The organism is Streptomyces sp. SID13031 (assembly GCF_010548305.1).
Taxonomy (GTDB): Bacteria; Actinomycetota; Actinomycetes; order Propionibacteriales; family Kribbellaceae; genus Kribbella.
In genome coordinates this window covers 147,998-173,705 of the sequence record NZ_JAAGLV010000007.1, presented here as the reverse complement: position 1 = coordinate 173,705, position 25,708 = coordinate 147,998, and the positions used below count along the sequence as shown (strand labels likewise).

At 67.5% G+C, this 25,708-nt stretch carries 22 protein-coding genes; 12 read left to right on the top strand and 10 right to left on the bottom strand.

Features of this window, described 5'->3' with window-relative positions; all coding sequences use genetic code 11:
• Positions 1 to 227: 227 nt before the first annotated feature.
• The gene (locus G3I17_RS16300) at positions 228 to 941 is read left to right on the top strand and encodes a hypothetical protein (protein WP_164596970.1); all 714 of its coding nucleotides are present in this window, start codon (positions 228 to 230) and stop codon (positions 939 to 941) included.
• Here G3I17_RS16300 and G3I17_RS16295 read toward each other — a convergent pair.
• From G3I17_RS16295 to G3I17_RS16285, 3 genes are all read right to left on the bottom strand, one after another.
• A complete protein-coding gene (locus G3I17_RS16295; RefSeq protein ID WP_164596968.1) occupies positions 938 to 2,134 on the bottom strand; it encodes an aminotransferase class I/II-fold pyridoxal phosphate-dependent enzyme in 1,197 nt (398 codons plus the stop codon). The two genes, G3I17_RS16300 and G3I17_RS16295, sit on opposite strands and share 4 nt — an antisense overlap.
• 82 nt (positions 2,135 to 2,216) lie before the next feature.
• The gene (locus G3I17_RS16290; protein WP_164596967.1) at positions 2,217 to 3,584 is read right to left on the bottom strand and encodes an FAD-binding oxidoreductase; all 1,368 of its coding nucleotides are present in this window, start codon (positions 3,582 to 3,584) and stop codon (positions 2,217 to 2,219) included.
• A complete protein-coding gene (locus tag G3I17_RS16285) occupies positions 3,569 to 4,051 on the bottom strand; it encodes an Lrp/AsnC family transcriptional regulator (RefSeq protein ID WP_164596964.1) in 483 nt (160 codons plus the stop codon). The genes G3I17_RS16290 and G3I17_RS16285 overlap by 16 nt, the downstream gene beginning before the upstream one ends.
• Positions 4,052 to 4,210: 159 nt before the next feature.
• On the opposite strand from G3I17_RS16285, the gene G3I17_RS16280 reads away from it, so the two are divergent.
• From G3I17_RS16280 to G3I17_RS16260, 5 genes are read left to right on the top strand one after another with little or no spacing between them, the layout of a single operon-like run.
• The gene (locus G3I17_RS16280; protein WP_164596962.1) at positions 4,211 to 5,398 is read left to right on the top strand and encodes a spermidine/putrescine ABC transporter substrate-binding protein; all 1,188 of its coding nucleotides are present in this window, start codon (positions 4,211 to 4,213) and stop codon (positions 5,396 to 5,398) included.
• A 4-nt stretch (positions 5,399 to 5,402) separates the two neighbouring features.
• Complete coding sequence (locus G3I17_RS16275; protein WP_164596960.1) at positions 5,403 to 6,527, top strand: ABC transporter ATP-binding protein; 1,125 nt, start codon at positions 5,403 to 5,405, stop codon at positions 6,525 to 6,527.
• Positions 6,524 to 7,435, top strand: a complete 912-nt coding sequence (locus G3I17_RS16270; protein ID WP_164596958.1) for an ABC transporter permease — start codon at positions 6,524 to 6,526, stop codon at positions 7,433 to 7,435. Before G3I17_RS16275 ends, G3I17_RS16270 begins: the two co-directional genes overlap by 4 nt.
• The gene (locus G3I17_RS16265; RefSeq protein ID WP_164596956.1) at positions 7,432 to 8,241 is read left to right on the top strand and encodes an ABC transporter permease; all 810 of its coding nucleotides are present in this window, start codon (positions 7,432 to 7,434) and stop codon (positions 8,239 to 8,241) included. The genes G3I17_RS16270 and G3I17_RS16265 overlap by 4 nt, the downstream gene beginning before the upstream one ends.
• Positions 8,238 to 9,629 (top strand): FAD-dependent oxidoreductase, encoded by a 1,392-nt coding sequence (locus G3I17_RS16260; RefSeq protein ID WP_164596954.1) that lies wholly within the window; start codon positions 8,238 to 8,240, stop codon positions 9,627 to 9,629. Before G3I17_RS16265 ends, G3I17_RS16260 begins: the two co-directional genes overlap by 4 nt.
• Positions 9,630 to 9,789: 160 nt before the next feature.
• Here G3I17_RS16260 and G3I17_RS16255 read toward each other — a convergent pair whose 3' ends face one another.
• The gene (locus G3I17_RS16255; RefSeq protein ID WP_239062615.1) at positions 9,790 to 11,178 is read right to left on the bottom strand and encodes an aspartate aminotransferase family protein; all 1,389 of its coding nucleotides are present in this window, start codon (positions 11,176 to 11,178) and stop codon (positions 9,790 to 9,792) included.
• Between the two features lie 157 nt (positions 11,179 to 11,335).
• Between G3I17_RS16255 and G3I17_RS16250 the strand changes: the two genes are divergently transcribed.
• On the top strand, positions 11,336 to 12,952 hold the full coding sequence (locus tag G3I17_RS16250) for an amidohydrolase (protein WP_164596949.1): 1,617 nt from the start codon (positions 11,336 to 11,338) through the stop codon (positions 12,950 to 12,952).
• A gap of 62 nt (positions 12,953 to 13,014) precedes the next feature.
• Entirely contained in the window at positions 13,015 to 14,439 is a 1,425-nt protein-coding gene (locus tag G3I17_RS16245) for a gamma-aminobutyraldehyde dehydrogenase (RefSeq protein ID WP_164596946.1), read from the top strand.
• A gap of 2 nt (positions 14,440 to 14,441) precedes the next feature.
• Here G3I17_RS16245 and G3I17_RS16240 read toward each other — a convergent pair whose 3' ends face one another.
• Positions 14,442 to 15,272 carry an LLM class flavin-dependent oxidoreductase gene (locus G3I17_RS16240; RefSeq protein WP_164596944.1) on the bottom strand — a complete coding sequence of 277 codons (831 nt, stop codon included), beginning with the start codon at positions 15,270 to 15,272 and terminating at the stop codon, positions 14,442 to 14,444.
• Between the two features lie 156 nt (positions 15,273 to 15,428).
• Here G3I17_RS16240 and G3I17_RS16235 point away from each other — a divergent pair, with 156 nt between their 5' ends.
• The 3 genes from G3I17_RS16235 to G3I17_RS42115 all read left to right on the top strand — a co-directional run bounded on the left by G3I17_RS16235 (position 15,429) and on the right by G3I17_RS42115 (position 19,507).
• Entirely contained in the window at positions 15,429 to 16,328 is a 900-nt protein-coding gene (locus G3I17_RS16235; RefSeq protein WP_164596942.1) for a BadF/BadG/BcrA/BcrD ATPase family protein, read from the top strand.
• Positions 16,329 to 16,469: 141 nt separating this feature from the next.
• The gene (locus G3I17_RS16230) at positions 16,470 to 17,738 is read left to right on the top strand and encodes a hypothetical protein (RefSeq protein ID WP_164596940.1); all 1,269 of its coding nucleotides are present in this window, start codon (positions 16,470 to 16,472) and stop codon (positions 17,736 to 17,738) included.
• 413 nt (positions 17,739 to 18,151) lie between these two features.
• Positions 18,152 to 19,507: a DUF4041 domain-containing protein gene (locus tag G3I17_RS42115; RefSeq protein WP_203590293.1), complete on the top strand. Its 1,356-nt coding sequence runs from the start codon at positions 18,152 to 18,154 to the stop codon at positions 19,505 to 19,507.
• 47 nt (positions 19,508 to 19,554) lie between these two features.
• On the opposite strand, the gene G3I17_RS16220 is transcribed toward G3I17_RS42115, so the two are convergent.
• Positions 19,555 to 21,618, bottom strand: a complete 2,064-nt coding sequence (locus G3I17_RS16220) for a YhgE/Pip domain-containing protein (protein ID WP_164596936.1) — start codon at positions 21,616 to 21,618, stop codon at positions 19,555 to 19,557.
• Entirely contained in the window at positions 21,615 to 22,460 is an 846-nt protein-coding gene (locus G3I17_RS16215) for a hypothetical protein (RefSeq protein ID WP_203590292.1), read from the bottom strand. The genes G3I17_RS16220 and G3I17_RS16215 overlap by 4 nt, the downstream gene beginning before the upstream one ends.
• Before the next feature lie 58 nt (positions 22,461 to 22,518).
• Here G3I17_RS16215 and G3I17_RS16210 point away from each other — a divergent pair, with 58 nt between their 5' ends.
• Entirely contained in the window at positions 22,519 to 23,127 is a 609-nt protein-coding gene (locus G3I17_RS16210) for a TetR/AcrR family transcriptional regulator (RefSeq protein WP_164596934.1), read from the top strand.
• A 39-nt stretch (positions 23,128 to 23,166) separates the two neighbouring features.
• Here G3I17_RS16210 and G3I17_RS16205 read toward each other — a convergent pair whose 3' ends face one another.
• The 3 genes from G3I17_RS16205 to G3I17_RS16195 all read right to left on the bottom strand — a co-directional run bounded on the left by G3I17_RS16205 (position 23,167) and on the right by G3I17_RS16195 (position 25,707).
• Entirely contained in the window at positions 23,167 to 24,708 is a 1,542-nt protein-coding gene (locus G3I17_RS16205; protein ID WP_203590291.1) for a molybdopterin-dependent oxidoreductase, read from the bottom strand.
• Between the two features lie 113 nt (positions 24,709 to 24,821).
• Positions 24,822 to 25,376 carry a MarR family transcriptional regulator gene (locus G3I17_RS16200; protein ID WP_203590290.1) on the bottom strand — a complete coding sequence of 185 codons (555 nt, stop codon included), beginning with the start codon at positions 25,374 to 25,376 and terminating at the stop codon, positions 24,822 to 24,824.
• A 166-nt stretch (positions 25,377 to 25,542) separates the two neighbouring features.
• Entirely contained in the window at positions 25,543 to 25,707 is a 165-nt protein-coding gene (locus G3I17_RS16195; RefSeq protein ID WP_164596930.1) for a hypothetical protein, read from the bottom strand.
• Position 25,708: the final 1 nt, after the last annotated feature.

Here is a 25,708-nt window from a genome sequence, read left to right as displayed (position 1 = left end):
CCGCCGGCAAGCCCCTCCCCGAGGCCCTGACCTTCGCCGTCGCCTACGCCTCGGCAGTGGTCGCCCGCCCCTCCGACAACCGCCACCCCACCCGCGCCGCCCTAATCCCCTAGCCCGGGCCTTCTCGTCGACCAGGCACTGGCGATGCCCCGCTGACGCAGAGTGATCGACCGGTCACTATGATCACAAAAGTGATCACGTACGCAGAATTGTGGGCACGGTAGCCGGTGGACTTCAGTACTCCGATCAGCACCGTCGTCCCCTCTCTCGACGGTCCCGTGCTCCAGGTGCTCGCGCGTTCCGACCGGATGCTCTCGGGTCGCCAGGTGCACGCCGAGGCCGGCGCCGGCAGCGTGGCAGGCGTTCGCCTGGTCCTCCAGCGACTGGCCTCGACCGGGCTGGTCCACGTCGACGAGGCGGGAAGCTCGCTGCTCTACAGCCTCAACCGCGCCCACCTGGCAGCCCAAGCAGTCGAGCTGCTGGCGAACCTCCGCGCCACCTTCGCCGACACCCTCTCGGCCAACATCGGCGCCTGGCGCATCCCGCCGCTGCACGCCAGCCTGTACGGCGCTGCCGCTCGCGGCGAAGGCGAACTCACCAGCGAGGTCTCCCTGCTGCTGATCCGTTCCGACGAAATTGCCGCCGGCAACTTTCTCTGGGAGGAGCAGGTCGGCGGCCTGATGAGCGACATCGTCGAACTCACCGGCAACCCCGTCGACGTCGACGAACTCAGCCTCCGCGACCTCGCCAACCACCACCACGCCGCCGTCCCCGTGATCCAGGACTGGCTCGACCAGCCCACGATCCTGGCCGGCCCGCCGCTCCAGGTCCTGCTCGCGGCCCGCGCGAGCGTCGAACGCCCGATCCTCGCCGACCTGCCGTTGCTCCCGAACCTCGCGAACTTCCCAGCCCTCCCCGCCCTGACCCGGGCCGGCGGCTAACCGGCGGGAACCCACTTCGCGATGGCTTCGACGAGCCCGATGATGTCGGCCTCGGTCTGGTGCACGGTGATCGTGATCCGCAGCCCCGACCGTTTGGACGGTACGGCGGGATAGCTGGCCGCGTTGACGAAGTACCCGGCCTCCTGCAGCCGGCGACCGAGGATCGACGCCGTCTCGGCATTGTGGGCCGCCGAAACGTACCGGATCGGCGTCTCCGACCGGTGCAGCAACGGCAGTCCCCGCCCGGCCGCTTCGCGGTTGAACAGCCGGATCCGCTCGACCAGCCGGCTCTGCCGCTCGGCCAGCTCGTCCGACAGGTGCAGCCGCGCCGAGGCGAGGATCCCGGCCAGCATCGGCGGTGGTACCGGACCGGAGAAGATCATCGGCCAGCCGAGACTGAAGACCCGATGCCGCAACGCGTCGGTCGGAAACGTCATCACCCCGCCGGCGACCCCGAACGACTTGTTCAGCGACCCGATCACCACCGTCTTCTCCAGTGCGGCCGGGCTCAGCTGCTCGAGCACGTGCCCCCGGCCGTTCCGCCCGGTCCAGGAGATGGAGTGCGCGTCGTCGAAGTACAGCCAGAGCTTCTCGTACCGCTCGGCAAGTTCGCCGAGCTCACGGACCGGCGAGAAGTCGCCGAACATGCTGTAGAGCCCGTCGGCGAGGAACCAGACCTTGTCGTACTCCGCGGACAGCTCGCGCACCCTGCGCTCGAGAACCTCCAGGTTGCTGTGCGGTATCGCGCGGGCCGGCGCATCGGTCAACCGCGCCGCCATCCGCACGCTGCGATGCACCTGAGAATCGAGCAGCAGCACGTCGCCACTGCCCACCAGGATCGGAAGCGCTGCCAGGTTGCCCATGCTCGTGCTGGCAGAGATCGCCGCCGGCCGCCCGAAGAGCGTCGACAACGCGGCTTCGGCGTCGGCGTACTGCGGAGAGGACAGGAAAGCTCGCGTGGTGGAGAACTGGGTGCCGTAGCGCTGGACCGCCTCGGCGACCGCGTCCTTGAGCGCCGGGTGCATCTCCAGTCCGGTGTAGCCGCAGGAGCCGAAGTTCACCAGTCGCCGGCCGTCGACGGTGACGATGCGACCGTCCAGCCGATCGTCCTGGGCGGCCGCGTGGACGACGCCGAAGCCTTCTCCGATCGTGAGGATGTCCATGACGTCCTGGGTTGGGTGGACAACAGTCATCGCGGCGCCTCCTGGCGGGTTGGCTGGTGAAACCCTAACCAGAGCGAGCGTTTGTTTCCTGCCCCAAAGGGCAGCCCTCAGGTCAGCCGCCGAGTAGCGGAGACATCAGCCGGGCGATGCGGCTGTCGTGCCGGGTCAGCTTCTCTTCCGTGTCCGCGACGGTCATCGCGCGAAGACCGGCGTTGATGCCGAGCCAGCGCAGCGGCTCCGGTTCCCAGCGAGGGGAGCGGTGGTCGACCCAGGGGAGATGGATCAGTCGGGTATCGCGGCGGAGGATGAGGTCGGTCAGCGTCCGCCCCGCCAGGTTCGTAGTACTGACGCCGTCGCCGACATAACCGCCGGCCCACGCCAGGCCCGACTGGTGATCGATCCCGACCGACGCGCACCAGTCCCGCGGTACGCCGAGCGCCCCGCCCCACGCATGCGTGAATGCAACGTCATCCAGCCCGTCGAAAAGCTCCCGCAGCGTCGCCTGCAGTGCAGCGAAGACCCGCGGCTCCGTATCGAACGACGGCTTGACCCGCGAGCCGAAGTGGTACGGCGCACCCCGGCCACCGAAGGCCAGTCGCCCATCGGCCGTCCGCTGCCCGTAGATCACCAGATGGCGGTGATCGCTGAAGGTCGGCCGATCCGCCAGCCCGATCCGGTCCCACGTCGCCGCACTCAACGGCTCCGTCGCCACCATCAACGAGTAGACCGGCGCCACCGTCCGCGCTTCGCCGGCCAGCGAAGGAGTGAACCCTTCCGTAGCCCGTACGACGACCTCAGCCCGTACCGCCCCGTACTGCGTAGTCGCCCGGCCGGCCTCGATCGAAAGTACCGGCGTGTGCTCGTGGATCGTCACCCCGAGCCCCTCGACCACGGCCGCGAGCCCGCGAACGAGCTTGCCCGGGTGAATCACCGCGCAGTGCGGCGTAAACGTTGCCCCCAGCACCTTTGTCGCGCGGACCTGCGACGCGACCTCATCGGGCTCCAGGAAGCGCAGATCGCCCGGCCCCCACTCACCCGCCTCCGCCACCTCGGCCCGCGCGCGAGCCAGTTGCGCCGCTGAACGAGCCAGCACGATCGTGCCACCCTTGTGGTAATCGCAGTCGATACCCTCCGCGGCACTGACGAGACCGACCTCGTTGACTGAGGCCTGCATCGCCCGGTGCATCGCGATCGCCGAGTCACGACTGGACCCCGGGAGTGAAGCGAGTCGGTGGGAGGACACCGGGAACAACGCGGAACACCAACCACCGTTGCGTCCGGACGCGCCGAATCCGACCGTCTGCGCTTCGAGGATGACGATCCGAAGTGAAGGATCGGCCTTCGCCAGGTAGTACGCCGTCCACAGGCCCGTGTACCCGGCGCCGACGATCGCTACGTCAGCATCCCGGTCACCGGCGAGCCCCGGCCGTTCGGCCGCAGGCGATGAGGTCTCGCTCCAGAGGATCAGCGCACACCCCACGAGTAGGTCTGCTTGACCAGCTTCAGGTAGACGAACGTCTCGGTCACCTTGACGCCCTTGATCGACCGGACCCGCTCCGACAGCACCTTGAGCAGTTCCTCGTCGCTCTCGCACAACACCTCGGCGAGCAGGTCGAACGAGCCGGCCGTGATCACGACGTACTCGATCTCGTCCATCGCTGCCAGCTCGTCGGCGATCGGCTCGAGCGCACCCTCGGCCTTGATCCCGATCATCGCCTGGCGGGCGAATCCCATCTCCAGCGGATCGGTGACCGCGACGACCTGCATGATGCCGGCGTCGGTGAGCCGCTGGACGCGTTGCCGGACGGCCGCCTCGGACAGGCCGACCGCCTTCCCGATCGCGGCGTACGACTTGCGGCCGTCCAGCTGCAGTTCGCGGATGATCGCCTTGGCCGTGTCGTCGAGCAGTACTGCGTTCTTCTCGGGGTTCCCCGTGCGTCCGGTCACCTGCAGATCCTGTCAGCGTCACCGGGGGTAAGCAAGCAGGAGTGCCGGAATCCGTTGCGAAATGACCCTTGAACTGCGGAATCCCTTGTCTTGGCGGAAAGCCTTTGACAGTATCGCCCGCGAACCACCCTCAGGAAAGACTGTGCCAGGGAGGCCTCGATGAGCCCACGTCCGCAGCCTGTGATCGGGCGCCGGGCCGTCCTCCGTGGGGCCGCGCTCGGGCTGGGCGCCGCCGGGCTGCTCAACGCGTGCGGTATCCCGGCCGCGAAACAGAGCGCCGGCAGTTGCGTCAGTACGGACAAGTCGGACAGCGAGAAGACGCTGATCTTCTCGAACTGGCCGAGCTACATGGACGAATCCGAGGAGAAGGTGAACGGCAAGACGGTGCTGCCGACGCTGGAGGAGTTCGAGAAGAAGTCCGGCGTCCAGGTCACCTACACCGCCGATGTCAACGACAACTCCGAGTTCTACGCCAAGGTGCGCGACCAGCTCGGCGCCTGCCAGCCCTGCGGACGCGACATCTTCGTGCTGACCGACTGGATGGCCGCCCGTACGGTCGGGCTCGGCTGGATCCAGAAGCTCGACCACGCCAAGATCCCGAACGTCGACAAGCACCTGCTCAAGCAGCTGAAGGCGCCCCGCTGGGACCCCGGCCGCGACTACAGCGTGCCGTGGCAGTCCGGGCTCACCGGCATCGCGTACAACGCGAAGTACACGAAGGAGGTCGGTAGCTTCGCCGATCTGCTCACCCGCGGCGACCTCAAGGGCAAGGTCACCATGCTGTCCGAGATGCCCGACACGATGTCGTTCATGCTGCGGCTGGTCGGCGCCGATCCGGCCAGGTTCGACGACGCTGCCTGGAGCAAAGCGCTCGACCGCCTCAGCGGGTACGTCGCCTCCGGACAGGTCCGCCGCTTCACCGGTAACGACTACGTGCAGGACCTGAACGCCGGCAACATCGTTGCCTGCCAGGCCTGGTCGGGAGATGTGCTCGCCCTCCAGGCGGACAACCCGGACGTCAAGTTCGTCGTACCGGAGGAGGGCCTGGCGCTCTGGTCGGACAACATGCTGGTGCCGAACAAGGCGACCCACAAGGCGAACGCCGAAACGCTGATGAACTACTACTACGACCCGGAGGTCGCGGCCACGCTGGCGGCCTGGGTCAACTACATCTGCCCGGTCGAGGGCGCCCGGACGGCGATGGAGAAGATCGATCCCGAGCTGGTCGACAGCCCGCTGATCTTTCCCGACACCGAAGTGCTCGAGAAGACCTTCGCATTCATGCCGCTGGACACGGCCAAGGCGAAGCTCTACGAAACCGACTTCAACCTCGCGATCGGGGGCTGACCGGATGACCAGTGACCTAGTGCTCAGCGGTATCAGCAAGCAGTTCGCCGGCCACCGCGCCGTGCACCAGCTGGACCTGACCGTGCCGCAGGGCGAGTTCTTCGCGCTGCTCGGTCCGTCCGGGTGCGGCAAGACGACGACGCTGCGGATGGTCGCCGGGCTGGAGGAACCGACCAGCGGGACGATCAGTCTCGGTGAGCAGAACATCACCGGCCTGCGCCCGTACAAGCGGCCGGTCAACACCGTCTTCCAGAACTACGCGCTCTTCCCGCACCTCGACATCTTCGAGAACGTCGCCTTCGGGCTGCGCCGGCGCAAGGTCAAGGACGTCAACCAGAAGGTCGACGAGATGCTCGACCTGGTCGAGCTCGCGACCTACGGCAAGCGGAAGCCGAGTCAGCTGTCCGGCGGCCAGCAGCAACGCGTCGCGCTGGCCCGCGCGCTGATCAACCGGCCGCAGGTGCTGCTGCTGGACGAACCACTCGGCGCGCTCGACCTCAAGCTCAGACGGCAGATGCAGATCGAGCTGAAACGGATCCAGACCGAGGTCGGTATCACCTTCGTGCACGTCACGCACGACCAGGAAGAAGCGATGACGATGGCCGACACGATCGCCGTGATGAACGGTGGCGTGATCGAGCAGCTCGGCTCACCGGCCGAGCTGTACGACCTGCCCGCCACCACCTTCGTCGCCAACTTCCTCGGCCAGTCCAACCTGGTCCGCGCGAGCATCGTCGGCCAGACCGACGGCAACCTCGTCGTCGACGTGCACGGTGGCAAGGTGATGGTGCCGGTCCCGCGCTGCCGGGTGACCGAGGGCGACGTCTGGATGGGGATCAGACCGGAGAAGGTCTTCCTCGCCGCGGCCGGCTCCGAGGAGGACGCGGGCTCCAACGTCCTGCGCTCCGCGGTGGTCACCGATGTCAGCTACATCGGCGTGAGTACGCAGTACCTGGCGAAGCTGCCGTGGGGGCAGGAGCTGACGGTGTTCGAGCAGAACACCGGGGCGCGGGAGGCGCTGAAGACCGGGGACGCGGTCGATCTGCACTGGCAGCCGTCGCACACGTTCGTGCTCGACGCGGCGCAGGACGCCCTGGCCGGCGTCGAGGACATCGCGGACGCGGGATGAGCGCCCTCGGCCAGCTTCCTACGCCGGCCACCGGTACGCCGCCGCCGGCGGCCAAGGCTGAGCGGCAAGGCAGCCGGTTCACGGGGTACCTGCTCCTACTCCCCGGCGGGCTCTGGCTGCTGCTGTTCTTCGTCGTACCGATCGTGTCGCTGCTCGCCGCCAGCCTGTACGACCCGAACGGCTCGATCGAGTCGGGCTTCTCGATGACCTGGAGCTTCCACAACTACGTGGACGCCCTGGTCGACTACGCGCGACCGTTCGGGCGATCGCTGTGGTATTCCTTGCTGACAACGGCTTTCTGCCTGCTGCTCGGCTATCCGCTCGCCTACGCGATCGCGTTCAAAGCGGGCCGGTGGAAGAACGTCATGCTGGCGTTGGTGATCGCGCCGTTCTTCACCAGCTTCCTGATCCGCACGCTGTCGTGGAAGCTGCTGCTCAGCGACAACGGCTTCGTCGTGGATGCCTTGAAGACCGTGCACATCCTCGGCTCCGACGGTCGCCTGCTCGCCACGACGGCGGCCGTCGTCACCGGCCTGACCTACAACTTCCTGCCGTTCATGATCCTGCCGCTCTACGCCAGCCTCGAGAAGATCGATCCCCGCCTGATCGAAGCCGGTGGTGATCTGTTCGCCGGGCCGTTCACGACCTTCCGTACGGTGACCTTGCCACTCTCGATGCCGGGTGTCGTCGCAGGCACGCTGCTGACCTTCATCCCGGCGGCCGGCGACTACATCAACGCGCAGCTGCTCGGTACGCCGAAGCAACGGATGATCGGCAACGACATCCAGCGGCTCTTCGCAGCCGGCGCCTATCCAACGGCCGCGGCCCTGTCGGTCACGTTGATGGCGGCGATCGTCGTACTCGTCCTCTTCTATGTACGCCGCGCCGGGACGGAGGAGCTGGTATGACGAAAGTCGGCCGCTGGATCGGCCAGCACCTGATCCTCTTCCTCGGATTGCTCGTCCTGCTATACCTGTTCGCGCCGATCTTCGTCGTGATCCTGATGTCGTTCAATGCACCCAAGAGCAAGCTGTCCTACACCTTCGACGGCTTCACCTGGGAGAACTGGCAGCATCCGTGCCGGCCGTTCGGGCTCTGCGACGCGGTGGGCACCAGCCTGCAGATCGGCCTGGCCTCGACCATCGTGGCGACCGCGCTCGGCACCTTGATGGCGTTCGCGATGGTGCGGCAACGGTTCCGCGGCCGGGCCGCGATGAACCTGTTCATCTTCCTGCCGATGGCGTCGCCGGAGATCGTGCTCGGTTCGTCCCTGCTCGCGTTGTTCGTCTCGTCCGGTTTCGGCGGCCAGCTCGGGTTCTGGACGATCCTGATCGCGCACGTGATGTTCTGCCTGTCGTTCGTCGTCGTCACGGTGAAGGCGCGACTGGCAGGGATGGACTCGCGGCTTGAACAGGCGGCGATGGACCTCTACGCCAACGAATGGCAGACCTTCTGGCGGATCACGTTCCCGTTGGTCTTCCCCGGCATCATGGCCGCCGCGCTGCTCAGCTTCTCGCTGTCCTTCGACGACTTCATCATCACCAACCTGAACGCCGGAACGACGGTGACGTTCCCGATGTTCGTCTGGGGATCGGCACAACGCGACATCCCACCCCAGATCAACGTCATCGGTACTGCGATGTTCCTGCTCGCGTTGGTCCTGGTACTCGGCGGAGAGCTGGCCCGCCGCCGGCGAAGCACTCGTGCTCGATGAGTGGAGTGCGCACTGAGAGCGCCTTACGCGACGCCCAGCCTCACGTCTTCTGGCTGGACGATCCTGCTGCACCCGATGCCGCGGAACAGCTCGCCGGGGAGCAGCGAGCCGATCTCGCGATCGTCGGTGGCGGCTATACCGGCCTGTGGACAGCACTCCGAGCCAAGGAGCGCTACCCCGAGCTGGACGTCGTCGTACTGGAGTCGGGGACCTGCGGGAACGCCGCGAGCGGTCGCAACGGTGGGTTCTGCGACGCGAGCCTGACGCACGGGTTCGGCAATGGGCAGGCGCGCTGGCCGGACGAGTTGCCGGCCCTCGAGCGACTCGGCGAGGAGAACCTGGACGCGATCGGCGCGACCATAGCGAAGTACGGGATCGACTGTGACTGGCAGCGGACGGGCGAGCTGACGGTCGCGACCGCACCGCATCACCTGGAAGGGCTGGCCGAGGAAGCCGTCGCCCGGCAGGCACTCGGCCACAAGGTGACTCTGCTCGATGCCGACCAGACCCGCGCCGAGGTGAACTCTCCGACGTACCTGGGCGCGCTTGCCGATCACTCCGGTACTGCGCTCGTCGAGCCGGCCAGGCTCGCCTGGGGACTGCGACAAGCCTGCCTCGACCACGGCATCCGGATCCACGAGAACTCGCCGGTGACCAGCCTGCGCGGCGACTTGTTGCTGACAGCAACTGGTTCGCTCAGAGCGGGCCGGATCGCCCTGGCCACCAATGCGTTCCCGTCGCTGCTCCGGCGGCTGCGTCTCTACACCGTGCCCGTCTATGACCTCGTGCTGATGACCGAGCCGTTGTCGGACGAGCAGCTGACCGCGATCGGCTGGCGCGACCGCCAAGGCATCGGCGATGCGTCAAACCTCTTCCACTATTACCGCCTGACCCGCGACAACCGGATCCTCTGGGGCGGGTACACCCCCCTGTACTACTTCGGCAGCCGCATCGATCCGGCGCTGGAGCAGCGCGACAGCATCCACGAGATGCTCGCCCGGCACTTCTTCGCGACCTTCCCACAACTGGAAGGCCTGCGCTTCACCCACCGCTGGGGTGGCGTGATCGACACCAGCACGCGCTTCTGCGCCTTCTTCGGCACAGCCTCCGAAGGCAGGATCGCCTACGCCCTCGGCTACACCGGCCTCGGTGTAGCCGCCACCCGCTTCGGCGCCGACGTGATGCTCGACCTCCTGTACGGCGAAACCTCGGAGCGCACGCAACTCCGCATGGTCCGCCAGCGCCCCCTCCCGTTCCCACCAGAGCCACTCCGCGCAGCCGCCATCCACCTGACCCGCTGGTCAATGTCCCACGCAGACTCCCACGCCGGCCACCGCAACCTCTGGCTAAAAACCCTAGACCGCCTAGGCCTAGGCTTCGACTTCTAAACCCATCGTCGGTCCGTTGTTCCTCGGCGTGTCGCCGTTCATCGGTCCGTCGTTGCAGTCGCCGTCGGCGAAGCAAGTCGCCGGGCTGGGTTCTCGAGAGACGGCAGCTAGGGACCGATGAACGACGACACGCCGAGGTACAACGGACCGACGAACGGTTTTAGAGCTTGGATTCTGCTTCGGTGAGGACTGTGCGGAGGATTTGTTCCATCTCGTCGAAGTGGGTCTGGTCGCAGATCAGCGGCGGGGAGAGTTGGATGACCGGGTCGCCGCGGTCGTCGGCGCGGCAGTAGAGGCCGGCGTCGAAGAGGGCTTTCGAGAGGAAGCCGCGGAGCAGGCGCTCCGACTCCTCGTCGTTGAAGGTCTCCTTGGTCGCCTTGTCCTTGACCAGTTCGATCCCGTAGAAGTACCCGTCACCGCGGACGTCGCCGACCAAAGGCAGGTCGAGCAGCTTTTCGAGCGTCGCACGGAACTCCCCCTCGGTGTCCCGGACGTGCTCGTTGATGCCCTCACGCTCGAAGATATCGAGATTCGTGAGTGCGACGGCCGCGGAGACTGGATGGCCCCCGAAGGTGTAGCCGTGGGCGAACGACGCGTTCTGCTGCAGGAACGGCTCCATCAGCCGGTCCGAGGCGATCATCGCGCCCAACGGGGAGTAGCCGGAGGTGAGACCCTTCGCGCAGGTGATCATGTCCGGCTGGTAGCCGTACCGCTCGGCGCCGAACATGTGGCCGAGCCGCCCGAAGGCGCAGATCACCTCGTCGCTGACCAGCAGTACGTCGTACTGGTCGCAGATCTCGCGGACCCGCTCGAAGTACCCGGGCGGTGGTGGGAAACAGCCGCCCGCGTTCTGGACCGGCTCCAGGAACACGGCGGCGACGCTGTCGGGGCCTTCGTTCTCGATCGCGACGGCGATCTGGTCGGCGGCCCAGCGGCCGAAGGCGACCGGGTCGTCGCCGTGGATCGGGGCGCGGTAGATATTCGTGTTCGGCACCCGGAAGGTGCTCGGCACCAGCGGCTCGAACTGCTGCTTGAGTTCCGGCAGGCCGGTGATGGAGAGCGCGCCGTGAGTGGTGCCGTGGTACGCGATGGCGCGGCTGATCACCTTGTGCTTCATCGGCTTGCCGGTCAGCTTGAAGTAGTTCTTCGCCAGCTTCCAGGCGGTCTCGACGGCCTCGCTGCCGCCGCCGGTGAAGAAGACGCGGTTCAGATCGCCCGGTGCGTAGCCGGCCATTCGCTCGGCGAGCTCGATCGACTTCGGGTGCGCGTAGGACCAGAGCGGGAAGAACGCCAGCTCGGAGGCCTGCTTGGCCGCTGCCTCGGCGAGCTCGGTGCGGCCGTGGCCGAGTTGGCTGACGAAGAGTCCGGCCAGGCCGTCCAGGTAGCGCTTGCCGCGGGCGTCGTAGATATAGGCGCCGTCGCCGCGCACGATGACGGGAACCTCGGACGTCTGGTAACTCCCCATCCTGGTGAAATGCATCCAGAGGTGGTCGCGCGCGGACTGCTGCAGACGGTCGAAGTCGGCGTCGTCAAGGGCGTCGGACGGCATCATCGGGTTCCTCATCTCGGGCTGGCCGTTCCCGCCATCCTGCCTGCCAGCCTCGCGAGTGGCAAGTGATTTCGTTCCGATGTGGCCAATATCCTGTCGATGTCAGCAGTGGAAGCCGGGATCTGGTTCGGAATCCGTACTGCGAGAGGATGCTCGGGTGGACACCCTCTTCGTCAACGGCGCAGTCTTCGACGGCCACGCCCACCGCCCCGGCTGGTCGGTCGCGGTCAGCTCCGGCCGAATCACCTGGGCCGGCCCGCAACTCGCCGCAGTCGGCCCGGACACCGAGGTGGTCGACCTGAAAGGCGGGTTGCTGTTACCCGGCTTCGTCGACGCTCACATCCACCCGGTGCAAGGCGGCTTGGAACGGGCCCGCTGCGACCTCTCACCACTGTCCGGCCGGGTGGCCACCCTGGCAGCGATCGCCGCATATGCCATCGCGCACCCCGAGGCCGAGTGGATCCTCGGCGGCGGCTGGCACCAACCCGACTATCCCGGCGGCTCCCCGCTCGCGGCCGACCTCGACCGCGCCGTCAGCGACCGCCCGGTCTTCCTCGCCAACGCCGATCACCACGGCGCCTGGGTCAACTCGCGCGCACTCGCCCTGGCCGGCATCGACGCCCGTACGCCGGATCCCGCCGACGGCCGGATCGAGCGTGGCCCCGACGGCTCCCCTACCGGCACGTTGCACGAGGGAGCGATGGATCTCGTCGGCCGTCTGGTCCCGCCGACCACCCACGAAGAACAGGTGGCCGCCCTCCTGGGCGCACAGGAGTATCTCCACTCCTTCGGCATCACCGGCTGGCAGGACGCGATCTTCGGCGACTACGCGAACCTCGACGACTCGACTCCGGCGTACGTCGAACTGGCGCGCGACGGGCGCCTGACCGCCCGGGTGAACGGCGCCCTCTGGTGGCGACGCGACCTCGGCGCCGAGCAGCTCCCGTGGCTGATCGAACGCCGCGAAGCCCTGCAGTTCCCGCGACTCCGGGCAGGCAGCGTCAAGATCATGCAGGACGGCGTCGCCGAGAACTTCACCGCGAGCCTCCTCGACCCGTACTACGACGGCTGCGGCTGCCGCACTGCGAACGCGGGCCTTTCCTTCGTCGACCCTCTTGCCCTTCGTGAGCATGTGACTGCCCTGGATGCCGCCGGCTTCCAGGTCCACGTCCACGCGATCGGGGACCGCGCTGTTCGTGAAGCACTCGATGCCTTCGAGACCGCGCGGGCTGCGAACGGTGGTGGCGGCGACTTGCGGCACCACATTGCCCACCTGCAGGTCATCCACCCAGACGACATCGGTCGGTTCGCCGAGTTGGGAGTGGCCGCGAACATGCAGGCGTTGTGGGCGGTCTACGAGCCACAGATGAACGAGTTGACGATCCCGTTCCTCGGCCCGGAGCGGACGCGGTGGCAATACCCCTTCGGCGATCTGGCGCGCTCGGGCGCACGGCTCGCGGCCGGCTCCGATTGGCCCGTGTCGAGCCCGGACCCGCTGGCCGCAGTACAGGTGGCTGTGAATCGGCGGACCGGCGACGGGGAGTACGAGGCCTTTTTGCCGGAGCAGGCGCTCGACCTGGCGACGGCGCTCGCGGCGTACACGTCGGGGAGTGCGTGGGTGAACCATGCCGACGAGACCGGGCGGATCGCTGCGGGAATGCTCGCCGATCTGGCGGTGCTCGATCGCGACCCGTTCGTGGAGCCGGTGGGCGAGATCGGTGCGGCGCGCGTTGTGGCGACCTATGTCGAAGGAGTGCGTGTCTTCGGCCACTGAATCCGTTGCGAGATTCAGAGAGGCCTACCGAATTCGTTGTCGATCCAGCTAGGCTCCCGGGCATGCAGACGCTCTCGAACCTTGTGGATGGCAAGCCGGCCGGCGCGCTCGGCGGTGCGACGTACGACGTGATCGACCCGACGACGGGTGAGGTCTATGCGCAGGCGCCGAAGTCTGGCGCGGAGGACGTCGACCAGGCGATGAAGGCGGCGGACCGGGCCTTCGAGACGTGGCGGGACACGACGCCGGCGGAGCGGCAGCGGATGCTGCTGAAGATCGCGGATGCGCTGGAGCAGCGGTCGGACGAATTCACCCGGGTGGAGAGCGAGAACACGGGCAAGCCGCTGGCGTTGACGGCCTCGGAGGAGTTGCCGCCCTGCGTGGATCAGCTGCGATTCTTCGCCGGGGCGGCCCGGGTGCTGGAGGGGCGGTCCGCCGGGGAGTACCTGGCGGGTCATACGTCGTGGATCCGGCGCGAGCCGATCGGTGTCGTCGGACAGGTGACGCCGTGGAACTACCCGTTGATGATGGCGATCTGGAAGATCGCGCCGGCGTTGGCGGCCGGCAACACGATCGTGCTGAAGCCGAGCGACACGACGCCTGCGTCGACCGCCTTGCTGGCCGAGCTGTGCAACGAGTTCCTGCCGCCGGGCGTGTTCAACGTCGTCTGCGGCGATCGCGATACGGGCCGTGCGTTGGTGGACCACGAGATCCCGCAGCTGGTCGCGATCACCGGCTCGGTGCGGGCAGGCATGGAGGTGGCGTCGGCTGCGGCTCGGCAGCTCAAGCGAACGCACCTGGAGCTCGGTGGCAAGGCGCCGGTGGTCGTCTTCGATGACGCCGACCTGGAGGCAGCCGCCGAAGCGATCGCGGTAGCCGGCTACTTCAACGCCGGCCAGGACTGCACCGCCGCGACCCGGGTGCTCGCCGGACCGCGCATCCACGACGACTTCGTCGCGGCGCTCACCGAACAGGCCCGGGCGACCAAGACCGGGCGACCCGAGGACGATGTCGCGTACGGCGCGCTGAACAACGCCGACCAGCTCAGCCGCGTCAGCGCTTTCGTCGACGGCCTCCCCGACCACGCTCAGCTGCAGACCGGCGGCACCGCGGTAGGCGACCGCGGCTACTTCTACGCCCCCACGGTGGTCTCAGGTCTGAACCAGGACGACGACGCCATCCAGCAGGAGATCTTCGGCCCGGTCATCACCGTCCAGCGCTTCACCGACGAGGACGAGGCGCTGCGCTGGGCCAACGGTGTCGACTACGGCCTGGCCTCCTCGGTCTTCACCCGCGACCACGGCCGCGCGATGCGGATGGCCCGCCGCCTCGACTTCGGCTGCGTCTGGATCAACACCCACATCCCGATCGTCGCCGAAATGCCCCACGGCGGCTTCAAGAACTCCGGCCACGGCAAGGACCTGTCCATGTACGGCCTGGAGGACTACACCCGCATCAAGCACGTGATGTCGAACATCGAGATCTGACCTCAGCGGTAGGAGTCGAGCTTGGCCGTCACCTTTTCGAAGACGGCCAGCTCGTGCTCCTTCGGTGCGTAGACCACGATTTCGTTGAAGCCGATTCCTTGGTAGCGCTCGACCAGGCGTGCGAATCCGTCCTCTGACGCCCATGGGTCGATCTGCCCGTAGGCCAGGAGAATCCGCCGGATTTCCCGCCCGCCGAGTCCCTCGTCCAGCGTCTTCGCGCGCTCGATCGACTTCGCGTAGAACTCCTCTTCGGTCGCAGCGCCAGGGAACGTCACCCAGCCGTCCGCATGAGCGGCGACCACCGCGAGCGCCCGCGGAGCATTCGCCGCCACGATCAAGGGCAAGCGCTCCTGTACGGTCCCGGGCGTCATCGCGGCCAGCGTGTACGGGTAGTACGGGCCCTCGTGGTCGGTCACATCGCCTGACAGGAGCCGGTCCACCACCGCCACGAACTCGGCCAGCCGGTCGGTCCGCTCGCGCGCGGTCCAGGCCGGCGTACCGGCCATGCCGTGGTCGGTCGGCCAGACGCCGGAGCCGATGCCCAGGTCGAACCGGCCGCCCGATACGTGGTCGAGTGTCGTCGCGGCCTTGGCGAGCACGGTCGGGTGCCGGAACACCATGTTCGCGATCAGCAACCCGACCCGGATCCGGCTCGTCGTCGCGGCCCAGCCGGCGATCACGGTCGGCCCGTCGTGCACCGGGATCGCGGCGTCACGCGGGTTGCGCAGGTTGTCGCCGGTCCACAGACCGTCGAACCCGAGCGACTCGGCGATCCCCGCCCACCGCGACGCGTCGTCCCAGCCCGCCGGATTCACCTTGAGCCCGAATCGCATGTGTTTCCCTCCTGAGGTCCTGGTCCGTCCAGCCTCGCACGGCATCGGCCCCCCGAGTCCCGAACCCTGCCAACGCTGCCCGGAAGACCGCCGAAAGCGCCTCAGTGGTCTACTCGGTTTGCTTCGCCCACCCTTCTACTCCCACTGGATCGCCGCATGACTCACCTAGCCTTCGATGGCGGCCAATCAGCCATCCGCCTCCGCGTACTCCCCACCCGAGTGACTGCGGAAGGCCCGGGCCACACCCATGGCGCCAACAGCTTGCAGGCGACGCTGGACGCCATCCGGTTCGCGGCGGACAAGGCAGGGCTGGGTGAGCGGCCTAGCTCCATCGAGATCGTCGCGCTCGGTTTGACCGGGTTTCCCCAAGACCCGGGGATGGCGCGGAAGCTTGCAGGGGGCATCGCTGGGCTTTTGCAGGCGGGCGAGGTTCGCCTGACGCAGGACATGGTGACGGCGCATGCCGGTGCGCTGCCCGATGGGTACGGCGTAGTAGTTGCCGCAGGCACCGGATTGGTCTGCCTGGGGGTCGATCGGGATGGCTCGTGGCACAAGGTCGACGGGCACGGGTATCTGTTCGGCGACGCGGGGAGCGCCTTCGCGATCGGGCGCGCGGGGCTCGTCGCAGTACAGCGGGCCAGAGATGGTCGTGGTCCGGCAACCACGCTGACCGAGACCGAGCTCGACCCGGTCACGTTGTACTCATCCCCGACCATCGTGGATGACGTCGCCCGCTTCGCGCCCGCAGTACTGCGCCGTGCGGCCGAGGGTGATCTCGTTGCCCAGGGCATCGTTCTCAAAGCTGCCGCCGACATCGCCGAGACGATCGGCGCTGCGGTAGGTCAACTGGCCGGCGATGAGCCAGTACCAGTCGCCTGCGTCGGCGGCCTGTTCGCGGGGGCAGGCGAGCAACTCACCGGACTGCTGCAGGCGGCCCTCCCACCACGCGCACACCTCGTCAAGGCCGCCGGCAACTCCCTCGACGGCGCCGAACGTCTCGCCATCGAACCACCCGGCCCGTACGCCGACCTACTCGTGATCCATCGCTCGCGGTGAAGCTGTCGCCGCGGGCGAGCGGTCTCTAGGCTTGCACTTTCTCGGCCCGCGAGGTTTGGCGGGCGTCGTTGTGACGCAGAGTTATCGCAGGGACTTCTCCGGGCTTCTCGCCGTACCGACCATGACCGCTGGAGCGTTGAGATGAGTGAGCTGCTGCTGGCGGCGGTGTCCTTGGACGTGACTCCACCGCCGGGTCACCGCCTCGACGGGTACTCCGCGCGCGAGGGCCTGGGCCTGGCCACCGGTACTGCGGATCCGTTGCGCGCGACGATGATCTGGCTCAGTACGGCGGACTCGCCCGGGGTGCTCTGGCTGAGCCTGGACGCGATCGCGATCGGTACCGAGCTGGCGGCCGAGCTGTCCGCCGCGGCCGGGAGGGCTGCGGGGATCCCACCCGAGTGCGTGCTGGTGTGTGCGTCCCACACCCACTCGGCGCCGTCAGGCTGGACCGGCCAGATCCACCCGGTCATCCCGGCGTCGCGAGAACCCTCGTTGTATTCGGTGCTGGTCGATGCTGTCGCTTCAGCTCCCTTGGAGCGCAGGCCTGCCCGCGCCTCGTGGCGCTCGATCGAGGTCATCGGCGTTGGTACGAACCGGCACCGGCGCAACGGACCGCACGACAACACCGCAGGCGTTCTAACGTTGCATTCCGTCGCCGACAACTCACTCCGCGCAGTGCTCCTCGACTTCGCCTGCCACCCCACGACGTACGGCCCGGAAAACCTCCTGTACTCCGCGGACTGGCCCGGCGCCGCCAGAACTGCCCTCGGTGCAGACGTAGTGGTGGGCTTCCTGCAAGGCGCGGCGGGAGACGTAAGCCCCCGCTTCACCCGCCAAGGCCGAGGCGCCCCCGAGGTCGAACGCCTAGGCGGCCTGCTGGCAGCCCGCGTCATCGAGGCCATGGCCGAACCAGGCCTGGACCTACCGTCCGTAGCGCCCACCATCCGCCGTACGACCGTCAGCCTGAAGGTCCGCGACCTCCCCAGCCCAGCAGACCTGAAAGCCATCGTCACCACCGCCGAAGCTGACCTCCACGGCGGCCCCGACGACCCAGCCCAACGCATCACCCAAACCCGCCTGGACGGCGCCCGGGGCCAAGCCCTGATGGCAGCCGCCAACCTCCCACCCACCCTTGACCTCCCCGTCAGCGTCGTCCTCCTCGGCGACGTCGCCTGGGTCCACCTCCCCGTAGAACTCTTCGCCAGCCACGGCTGCTACCTCCAAGCCGAAAGCCCCCACCCCACAACCCGCGTAATCGGCTACACCGACGGCTACTACGGCTATGTAGTAGACCCAGACGCCGCCCACCACGGCACCTACGAAGCCCTAATCACCTACTTCGACCAACCCACCACCCAACACCTACTAACCACCGCCACCAACCTCCTGAGCGCGAGCCCCCCTCAGTAAGGTGTTTGATCGTTCGAAGCCACCCAGAGTGAGACCTGGTTCTCGGTTACACAGAGTGTTACGGTCCCCGCGGGGACGTCGCAGTAAGCGACGTCTGGGGAGGGTCAGCCATGAAGCACGGCGGCAATCAGCAGCAATCGGATGCAGGTCGGGCGATGCCACCCGAGTGGCTCGTTGACTGGCAGTACAACTCACCGCCGAACTGGCCGCCGCCACCGCCCGGCTGGGTGCCGCCACCGGATTGGCGCGCTGATCCGGCTTGGGGGCTGCCGCCGGCCAACTGGGTCTTCTGGCTTCCACGGCAGGGCGGACTTGTGACACCGGTCGCTGTACCGCCCGCGCTACCGGACGTACAGATCTCGGCGCCTGAACCGGTGCCGCCTCCTGCGACGCCTCCTGCGACGTCTCCGCCCGTGACGGTGGCGGCAGAGCAGTCCATCGGGCTGTTCGGAGCTCGCGGGAAGGCAAAAGAGCTCGCGGCCGAGGTTCAGCAGTTGGCGGCGAAGAACGAGCAGCTGCGGGGTCAGCTGGAGAAGTTCGGTGCGCTGTCCCTGGTGGAAATCGAGGAGCGCAAGGTCGAGCTGACCGCCGACCTGGAGAACCAAAGGCTCACGTTGACACGTGAACTCGAGGCCGAGCAGGTACGGCGTACGGCCGTTGTCAGCGCGCTCGTCGCCGAGGAGTCCGCCACTGCGGAGCGGCTGAAAGCCCTTCAGGACAAGGTCGTCGTGACCGAGGACACGCTGATTCTGCAGGAGGTGGGCGTCTATGCGTACACCCATCCGCTGGACGACTCCGTTGCCTACAAGGCCGAGCTCGCCAAACTGCAGGACCAGATCAAGGCGATGACCCGCAAAGACGGCGGCGCGGTGGCGGGCTCGGAGCAGACGACCATGAACGGGTCGCTGGCCCAGGGGCAGAAGATGGTCCGCGAGTTCTCCAAGCTGTTGCTCAGGGCCTACAACAACGAGGCGGACAACCTCGTCCGCGGAATGCGTCCGTACAAGCTGGCGACCTCGACGGACCGGCTGGAGAAGGCCAAGGCGACGATCGAGAAGCTCGGCCAGGGGATGAGCATCCAGATCGGCAGCCACTACCACGCGCTGCGTCTCAAGGAGATGGAGTTGACCGCGGACTACCTCGAGAAGGTGGCCCGGGAGAAGGAGAACGAGAAAGAGAAGCGAGAGCGGCTGCGCGAGGAGCGGCAGGCGCAACTGGAGTTCGAGCGGCAGCGGGAGAAGCTGGAGCGGGAGCGGGCGCACTACGTCAACGCGCTGGCGGCCCTGGAGGCAAAGGGTGACCTCGAGGCGGCGGACCGGATGCGGGTGGAGATGAGCGAGATCGACAAAGCCATCGAAGACGTCGACTACCGGGCCGCCAACATCAGGGCCGGCTACGTCTACGTCATCTCCAATCGAGGAGCTTTCGGTGAGGGCATGGTGAAGGTGGGGATGACGCGGCGGCAGGTACCGCTGGACCGGGTTCGCGAGCTGTCCGACGCCTCGGTCCCGTTCAACTTCGACGTCCACGCCATTCACTTCTCCAACGACGCGGTCGGCGTCGAGGCCGAGATGCACCGCCGGCTGGCGGATCGGCGGGTCAACCGGGTGAACCTGCGCCGGGAGTTCTTCTACGCCACCCCGATCGAGGTCCGGGACCTGCTGGCAGCCGTGGCCGGCGACCTCCTGGAGTTCACCGAGGCCGCCGAGGCGTTCGAGTACCACCAGTCCGTCAACGCGTCCACCGTGGAGGCGCCGGCGACGACCTGAGTCGTCCTGCCGAGCCTGATGCGACTGTAGGTATCACGCATCGGGCGTTAGAGGACTAGTTCTGGTTGGAGTTTTTTGGCGGGCCAGACTCGTTGTTTGCGGGCTGCTAGGGAGGAGGCGGCTAGGCCGGCGGCGAGCCAGATTGCTAGGACCAGGAGGTCTTTGGGGAGGCTGGGGCCGGGGCCGCCGTACATGAGGTGGCGGACGCCGTCGATCGCGTAGCTCATGGGGAGTACGTGGTGGAAGAAGTAGAGCGGGGCGGGGATGGTCTGCCAGGGGAAGGTGCCGCCGGCGGAGACGAGCTGGATGACCATCAGGACCAGGCCCAGGAACTTGCCGACTGCGCCGAACCAGGCGGAGAGGGCGTGCAGGATGGCTACGAAGGTGATCGAGGTGAGCATCAGATAGCCGACGGTCAGCCAGGGATGGGCTGTGTCGATGCCTAGGCCGAAGATCACTGCCGTGAAGACCAGGGCTGCTTGGATCGAGCCGAAGATCGCCGGGGGAAGCCAGCCGCCGAGGGCTACGCGGACGGGGGCCTGCAGGCCTGCGAGGGCGCGTGGCGACAGCGGACGGACGAGCAGGAAGAGGACGTACGCGCCGATCCAGCAAGAGAGGCTGAGGAAGAACGGAGCCAGGCCGGCGCCGTAGCTGTCGGCCGTCGCTTGCGAGTCGTTCTTCAGGCCGACCGGGGCGCCGAGAGTTTCGGCGACCGCCTTGCGTGCTTCGGGCGACGGGTCCGGGATCTGCTTCGCGCCGTTGGTCAGTGCGGTGTTCAGGTCGGTCGCGCCGGTCTTGAGCTTGCCGACACCCGTCGCGAGGCTGTTCGCGCCAGTGAGCAGCTGCCCTTGCCCGGTGACCGCCTGCTGCTCGCCGCTAGCGAGCTGCGATGCACCCGACTGCAGCGTGCCGATCCCGGTCTTGAGCTGCCCAGCGCCCGCGTTGAGCTGCGTTGCGCCAGTGGCAGCGCTCCTGATACCGGCGGTCAGCGCAGGCGTCGCCTTGGCGAGCGTCTCGGCGCCGTCTGCAACCTGTCGAGCCCCGCCCGCGAGCTGGTTGAGCTGCTTCGAGGTCGACTGGATCTTGGTATTGGCGGCGAGCACCGGACCGCGCAGTTTGGCGGTCTCGGTGAGTACCTGGTTGATCTGCGTCTGGGTGAATCCGCGTGCCTTGAGCCGGGCGGCGAGCCCCTGGTCGAGCGTGGTCAGATCCGACACCAGCGTGCTCGATGCCGTTGCCACCTGCTGCCCGACGCCGGCGATCTTTTCGTTGCCATCAGCAACTTGATCGGCGCCGGTGGCAAGCTTCTGGGTCTCGGCGGGCAACGTGGCCGTCTTGTTCTTCAGCGTCGTCAGCCCGGAGTTCAGCTGGCTCGCGCCGTTCGCGAGATCTCCCGCGCCCTGCGAGGCCTGAGTGAGCCCGCTACTCAGCTTGGTCGCACCGGCTGACAGCTGCTGCTGCGCAGTGTTCAACTGGCTGGCCCCGGTCTGGAGCTGACCCACACCCGTCGCGGCCGACGTGAGACCGCTCTGCAACTGCGCAGCGCCGCTCGCAGCCTTGGTGATCTGGCCGTGGATCGTGCTGAATCCGGCCAGCAGCTTGCTCGCCGCCGTCTCGCTCACCTGCGCCGCGACCGACTTGGTCACCTGCGCGACGACCTGGTTCGCGATCGTGTGGGCGAGGTAGTTGTTGGCGTCGTTGGTCAGCAGCTCGAGATTCGCCTGCCGCGGCTTGAACTCGGCACTCGACGCGAGATCCGCCGAGAACGACTTCGGCAGTACCAGCGCGAACTCGTACTTCCCGTTCTCCACGCCGGCCAGCGCGTCGGCGCGATCCACCCGGTGCCAGTCGAAGCTCTTGGACTCCACCAGCTCATCGGCGACCTGCGGCCCGACCGACAACTTCTCGCCGGTGGACAACGTAGTACCGGCGTCTTCGACCACGACCGCGGTCGGCACCTTGTCGAGCCGGCCGTACGGGTCGTGGTTGGCGTACAGGTAGAGGCCGCCGTACAGCGTCGGGACGAGGATCATCGCGATCACGGCCAGCCTGGGCAACCGCCCCGCGGTCAACCGCCGCAGCTCGCTCATCGCCATCCGGATCGACGTCATGCTTCGTCCTTCTTCTCGTCAGCTTCCTCAGCCTCGACCGCAGGCTCTTCCTCGACCACCGCGGCAGGCTTCTCAGCTTCGATCGGTACTACGGCCGGCGCGGGCTCCGCAGGCTCTTCAACCTCGATCGGTACTACGAGTTCCTCAGCCTCCGCAGGCTCTTCAACTTCGATCGGTACTACGGGGTCGACCGGCGCAGCCGCTGCTACCTGGACCGGTTCGGGCTGGTTCACCGAACCCATCTGTGCCGCCTCCACGCCGAGCAACCGTGCCGACGCATCCGCGCAGGTGATGATCACGCCGTACCCGCGCGACGCCAGCTCGCGTCCCACGGCGTACCACTCGTGCGGATCCCCGCCGAGCCGATCCGGCATTGTCAGGATCACGAACTTCACCTCGGGCCGCGCCACCGTCAGCTCGGCGAGCATCTCCGTCCGCACCCCGACCGGCAGGTGCTCGAACCGCCTCTCCGCGAAGCCGGCCCAGTCGTGTTCGCGCAGCCACTCGTCGACCGCCTTGCGCCCAGCCTTGTGCCCAGCGATCGCCAGCTCCTCGCCAACGACCGTCTGCACCGACAGTGCGTCCTCGGGCTCAGTGATCCCCGGTGCGTCGACGACAGCAATCCGGCGGCGCAGTACGCGCCCAGACCTATCGCCATCCAGCTGAACGTCGCCACCATCCGGCTTCAATCGCCCGGAGAGCCCTAAGGCGAGTGCCACGTGACCAGGCCCGGGGTATCCCGCCAGCAGGACCAGCTGATGGTCACTGATGCTGACCGACGTCGCATGCAGCATCGGTGCGTGCGGACCCTGCACGCTGATCGCGTGAGCCTTGAGCTCCATCGTGAACTACCCCGTTCAATACGGTTGTGTATTCAATACAGAACTGTATCCTACTGCTATGGAACCGCCCAAGCGACGTCGCTCCGCCACCCGGGCCCGGCTGCTCGAAGGTGCCCTCGAGGTGTTCGCCGAGCGCGGCTTCCACGGCGCCTCGGTGGAGGACATCTGCGACCGGGCCGGGTTCACCCGCGGTGCGTTTTACTCGAACTTCGGGTCCAAGGACGAGCTCGTGCTCGCCCTGTTCCAGGCGACCACGGATCGCCTGCTGGAGCAGATCGCCGCGCTGCTGCCCGACCTTGCGAATCAGCCAGGGACCCTGCTGGACGCAGTACTGGGCCTGCTCGACGAGGCCGCGCCGGACCAGCGCCAGTGGCATCTCATCTCCACCGAGTTCACCCTGCACGCGCTGCGGCATCCCGAGGCCGCGGCGGCGCTCAACCTGCAGCGGGCGATGTTCCGCGATCAGCTGACCAGGCTCGTCGAGGAGATCACGAAGGCGAGTGGGTTCCGGATGACCGTCCCGCCGCAACAGTTCGTACGGCTGGTGATCGCCGTCCACGAAGGCGCCCGCGCCCAGAGCCTGCTCGAGCCCGACCAGGTCCCGGCGGGCTCCCTGGAGCACACGTTCCTGCCGCTCGTCCTCGACGCGGTCTCCAAAGGCCGGTAAAGCCCGGTAAGCCCGGGCCGAGCCTGGTAGAGCCCGGTACTAGCCGACCTTGACGTCGACGCTGTGCAGCCCGGTCGAGCCGTCCGGTGCGGGCGGGGCCTGCGACTCGACCTGGGGGTTGCCCTTGGCATCGAACGCGCGGACCTGTAGGACGTGGTTACCGCGCGGCGCATCCCAGCTCCAGTGCCACTGCCGCCAGGTGTCGATCGACGCGTCGGTCGCCAGCTCGGCCTGTTGCCAGGCGCCACCATCGACCCGTACCTCGACCTTCGAGACGCCCACATGCTGGTCCCACGCGACGCCGGCCACCGTCACCTGACCACTCGACGCCTTCGACCGCGGTACGTCGATCCGCGACGACAGCTTGATCGGCCCGAGCGCCGACCAGCCGCGCGGAGTCCAGTACGCCTCGAACTGGTCGAACCGGGTCACCTCGATCTCGGCCAGCCACTTCGTCGCCGACACGTACCCGTACAGACCCGGTACGACGATGCGCACCGGGAACCCGTGTTCCACCGGCAGCGGCTGCCCGTTCATCGCGAACGCGAGCATCGCCTCCCGATCGTCGGTGAGCGCGCCCAGCGGCGTACCGGCGGTGAAGCCGTCCTTCGACGTCGACTTGATCGCATCGGCATTGGCTGACACGCCGGCCTCGGCCAGCAGGTCCTTCAACAGGACACCGGACCAGAGCGCGTTGCCGATCAGGTCGCCACCGACCTCGTTGCTCACACAGGCCAGCGTGACCCACTTGTGCACGACCTTGCGCTTCAGCAGAGCGGCGAAGTCGAGCTCGATCTCGCGGTCGACCATGCCGTGAAGTCGCAGCTTCCAGTCGGCCGGCATGATCAGCGGCACGGACAACGCCGTGTCGATCCGATAGAAGTCCTCGTTCGGCGTCGCCCACGGACCAGCACCGACAGCCTGTACTCCGGCCGGCGGGTCGAGGGTCGGCGGCAAGGGCAACCGGAGCGCATCGCGGGCGTCGCTGACGGCCGTCCGTCGTCCACCGACGACCCGGCCCAGCGCGCCGACCGCGACCGTGCCGAGCGTCACTCCCGCCGTGAGCTGGAGGAAGCCGCGGCGGCTGACGCCGTCCTCTGGAAAGCGAGCGAGGCCGGACAGCCTGGTGGCGAAGAGCCTGAGGATGATCAACGCGGTGACGCCGGCGACGAAGGACGGCGCGAACCCGGTCTGTCCGGTGTCGGGCCGCGTCGCCGCTGCGAGCACGGCGACACCCGCGAGCACGATGACGACGGCTGCGCCCGCCCAGTACCGGAGTACTGCCAGAATCCCGCCAACGGCGGAGAGGGCGAGCAGGACGATCAGGATGCCGGCCTTGAGCGCGGTCTTGTCGTGCGTCCCGAAGAGGGAGATCGCCAGGTCCTTCAGCCACGGCGGGACCCGGTCGATGAACGCCGAACCGATGGCCACGACGGGGGTCTGGCGAGTCCCGAGGAGCGCGGCCGCGACTGAGCCAGTGGCCAGGCCTGCGAGGGCGGCGAGCACACCGCCGATGGCTGACCTGAGGAAGAGTCCGCTCCGGCCAGAGCGCGCCGGAACGCCGCTTCCTGGGTCGCTCAACTCATGGGGAGATCGGACCAGTGGATGGTTCACATCTCAACGATCGCTCGGAGCGGCGTCCGACACCAGCCAGACGCCGCATCCGTTAGTAGCGGGTAATGCGATGGAGTGGTTCAGATCCGGTCGGCCGCGGACAGCGAACCGAGGTTGGGCCGGCCGTTGGGCCAGCGACGGGCATTGTCGCGAACGCGACGGAGCTTGCCGAGGACGAGCTCACGCTCATCCGCCAGCTGGGACATCCACAGGCTGTCGATCTCCAGGAGGTGGTCCGGCAGCGCTTCGCGCAGCCGCCGCTTTCCCTCCTCCGTGAGGACCGCATACGAGCCGCGGGCGTCATCGGGACAGGGCTCCCGGCGCACCAGGCCGAGGTTCTCGGCGCGGTCGACCAGCCGGGTGATGCCGCCAGTGGTGACGGTCAGCTCCCGGGCGAGTGAGGTGAGACGCTGCTTCTCCCCGTGACTGCGGGCAAGCCGCAGCAACAGTTCGAACATTGCCATTTGCAGACCACTGCGCTTGAGGGAATGGCGCATCAGGTGATCGAGTTCGGCTGCTGCTTCTCGCAACAGGCCGTACGCGGTGATCACGTCGCTTTCCCAAGGTTCGGCGGCGTGAGTGGGTTCTGCATCGGCGAGCGCTAGGGGCGAGCAAAGCGAAGGCGCGATGGTCATGCGCGGACTCTATTAGCTGACCCGGTCACTTCGCTACACGGGGTGACCTATCGGCTACAGGTCGAGACGCGATCGATGGCAGATTGAGCGTGACTTAAGCCTGTCCGGGGGCTACCTGTGGATAACTTCCGCGGCGCCCGGCCGATTTTTGTCAGGCTTTCCCTGGTCAGTCCGGCACCGGGGAAAGCAGGAACCCAATGAGTGAGAACGAAGCCCAGTCGCCCTTCGGGCGGGGGTTCGTCGCAGCCTCCATCATCATCACCGCAATCCTCGCCTGCGCCGCCCTCCTCCTCATCACCGCCTTCACCTCCAACCCCCAAACCACCTCCACC

Coding starts and splice junctions, on each gene's coding strand:
- G3I17_RS16295 (WP_164596968.1), bottom strand. CDS start 2,134: ATGACTGTTGTCCACCCAACCCAGGACGTCATGGACATCCTCACGATC.
- G3I17_RS16280 (WP_164596962.1), top strand. CDS start 4,211: ATGAGCCCACGTCCGCAGCCTGTGATCGGGCGCCGGGCCGTCCTCCGT.
- G3I17_RS16275 (WP_164596960.1), top strand. CDS start 5,403: ATGACCAGTGACCTAGTGCTCAGCGGTATCAGCAAGCAGTTCGCCGGC.
- G3I17_RS16270 (WP_164596958.1), top strand. CDS start 6,524: ATGAGCGCCCTCGGCCAGCTTCCTACGCCGGCCACCGGTACGCCGCCG.
- G3I17_RS16265 (WP_164596956.1), top strand. CDS start 7,432: ATGACGAAAGTCGGCCGCTGGATCGGCCAGCACCTGATCCTCTTCCTC.
- G3I17_RS16260 (WP_164596954.1), top strand. CDS start 8,238: ATGAGTGGAGTGCGCACTGAGAGCGCCTTACGCGACGCCCAGCCTCAC.
- G3I17_RS16255 (WP_239062615.1), bottom strand. CDS start 11,178: ATGCCGTCCGACGCCCTTGACGACGCCGACTTCGACCGTCTGCAGCAG.
- G3I17_RS16245 (WP_164596946.1), top strand. CDS start 13,015: ATGCAGACGCTCTCGAACCTTGTGGATGGCAAGCCGGCCGGCGCGCTC.
- G3I17_RS16240 (WP_164596944.1), bottom strand. CDS start 15,272: ATGCGATTCGGGCTCAAGGTGAATCCGGCGGGCTGGGACGACGCGTCG.
- G3I17_RS16235 (WP_164596942.1), top strand. CDS start 15,429: ATGACTCACCTAGCCTTCGATGGCGGCCAATCAGCCATCCGCCTCCGC.
- G3I17_RS16230 (WP_164596940.1), top strand. CDS start 16,470: ATGAGTGAGCTGCTGCTGGCGGCGGTGTCCTTGGACGTGACTCCACCG.
- G3I17_RS16220 (WP_164596936.1), bottom strand. CDS start 21,618: ATGACGTCGATCCGGATGGCGATGAGCGAGCTGCGGCGGTTGACCGCG.
- G3I17_RS16215 (WP_203590292.1), bottom strand. CDS start 22,460: ATGGAGCTCAAGGCTCACGCGATCAGCGTGCAGGGTCCGCACGCACCG.
- G3I17_RS16210 (WP_164596934.1), top strand. CDS start 22,519: ATGGAACCGCCCAAGCGACGTCGCTCCGCCACCCGGGCCCGGCTGCTC.
- G3I17_RS16200 (WP_203590290.1), bottom strand. CDS start 25,376: ATGACCATCGCGCCTTCGCTTTGCTCGCCCCTAGCGCTCGCCGATGCA.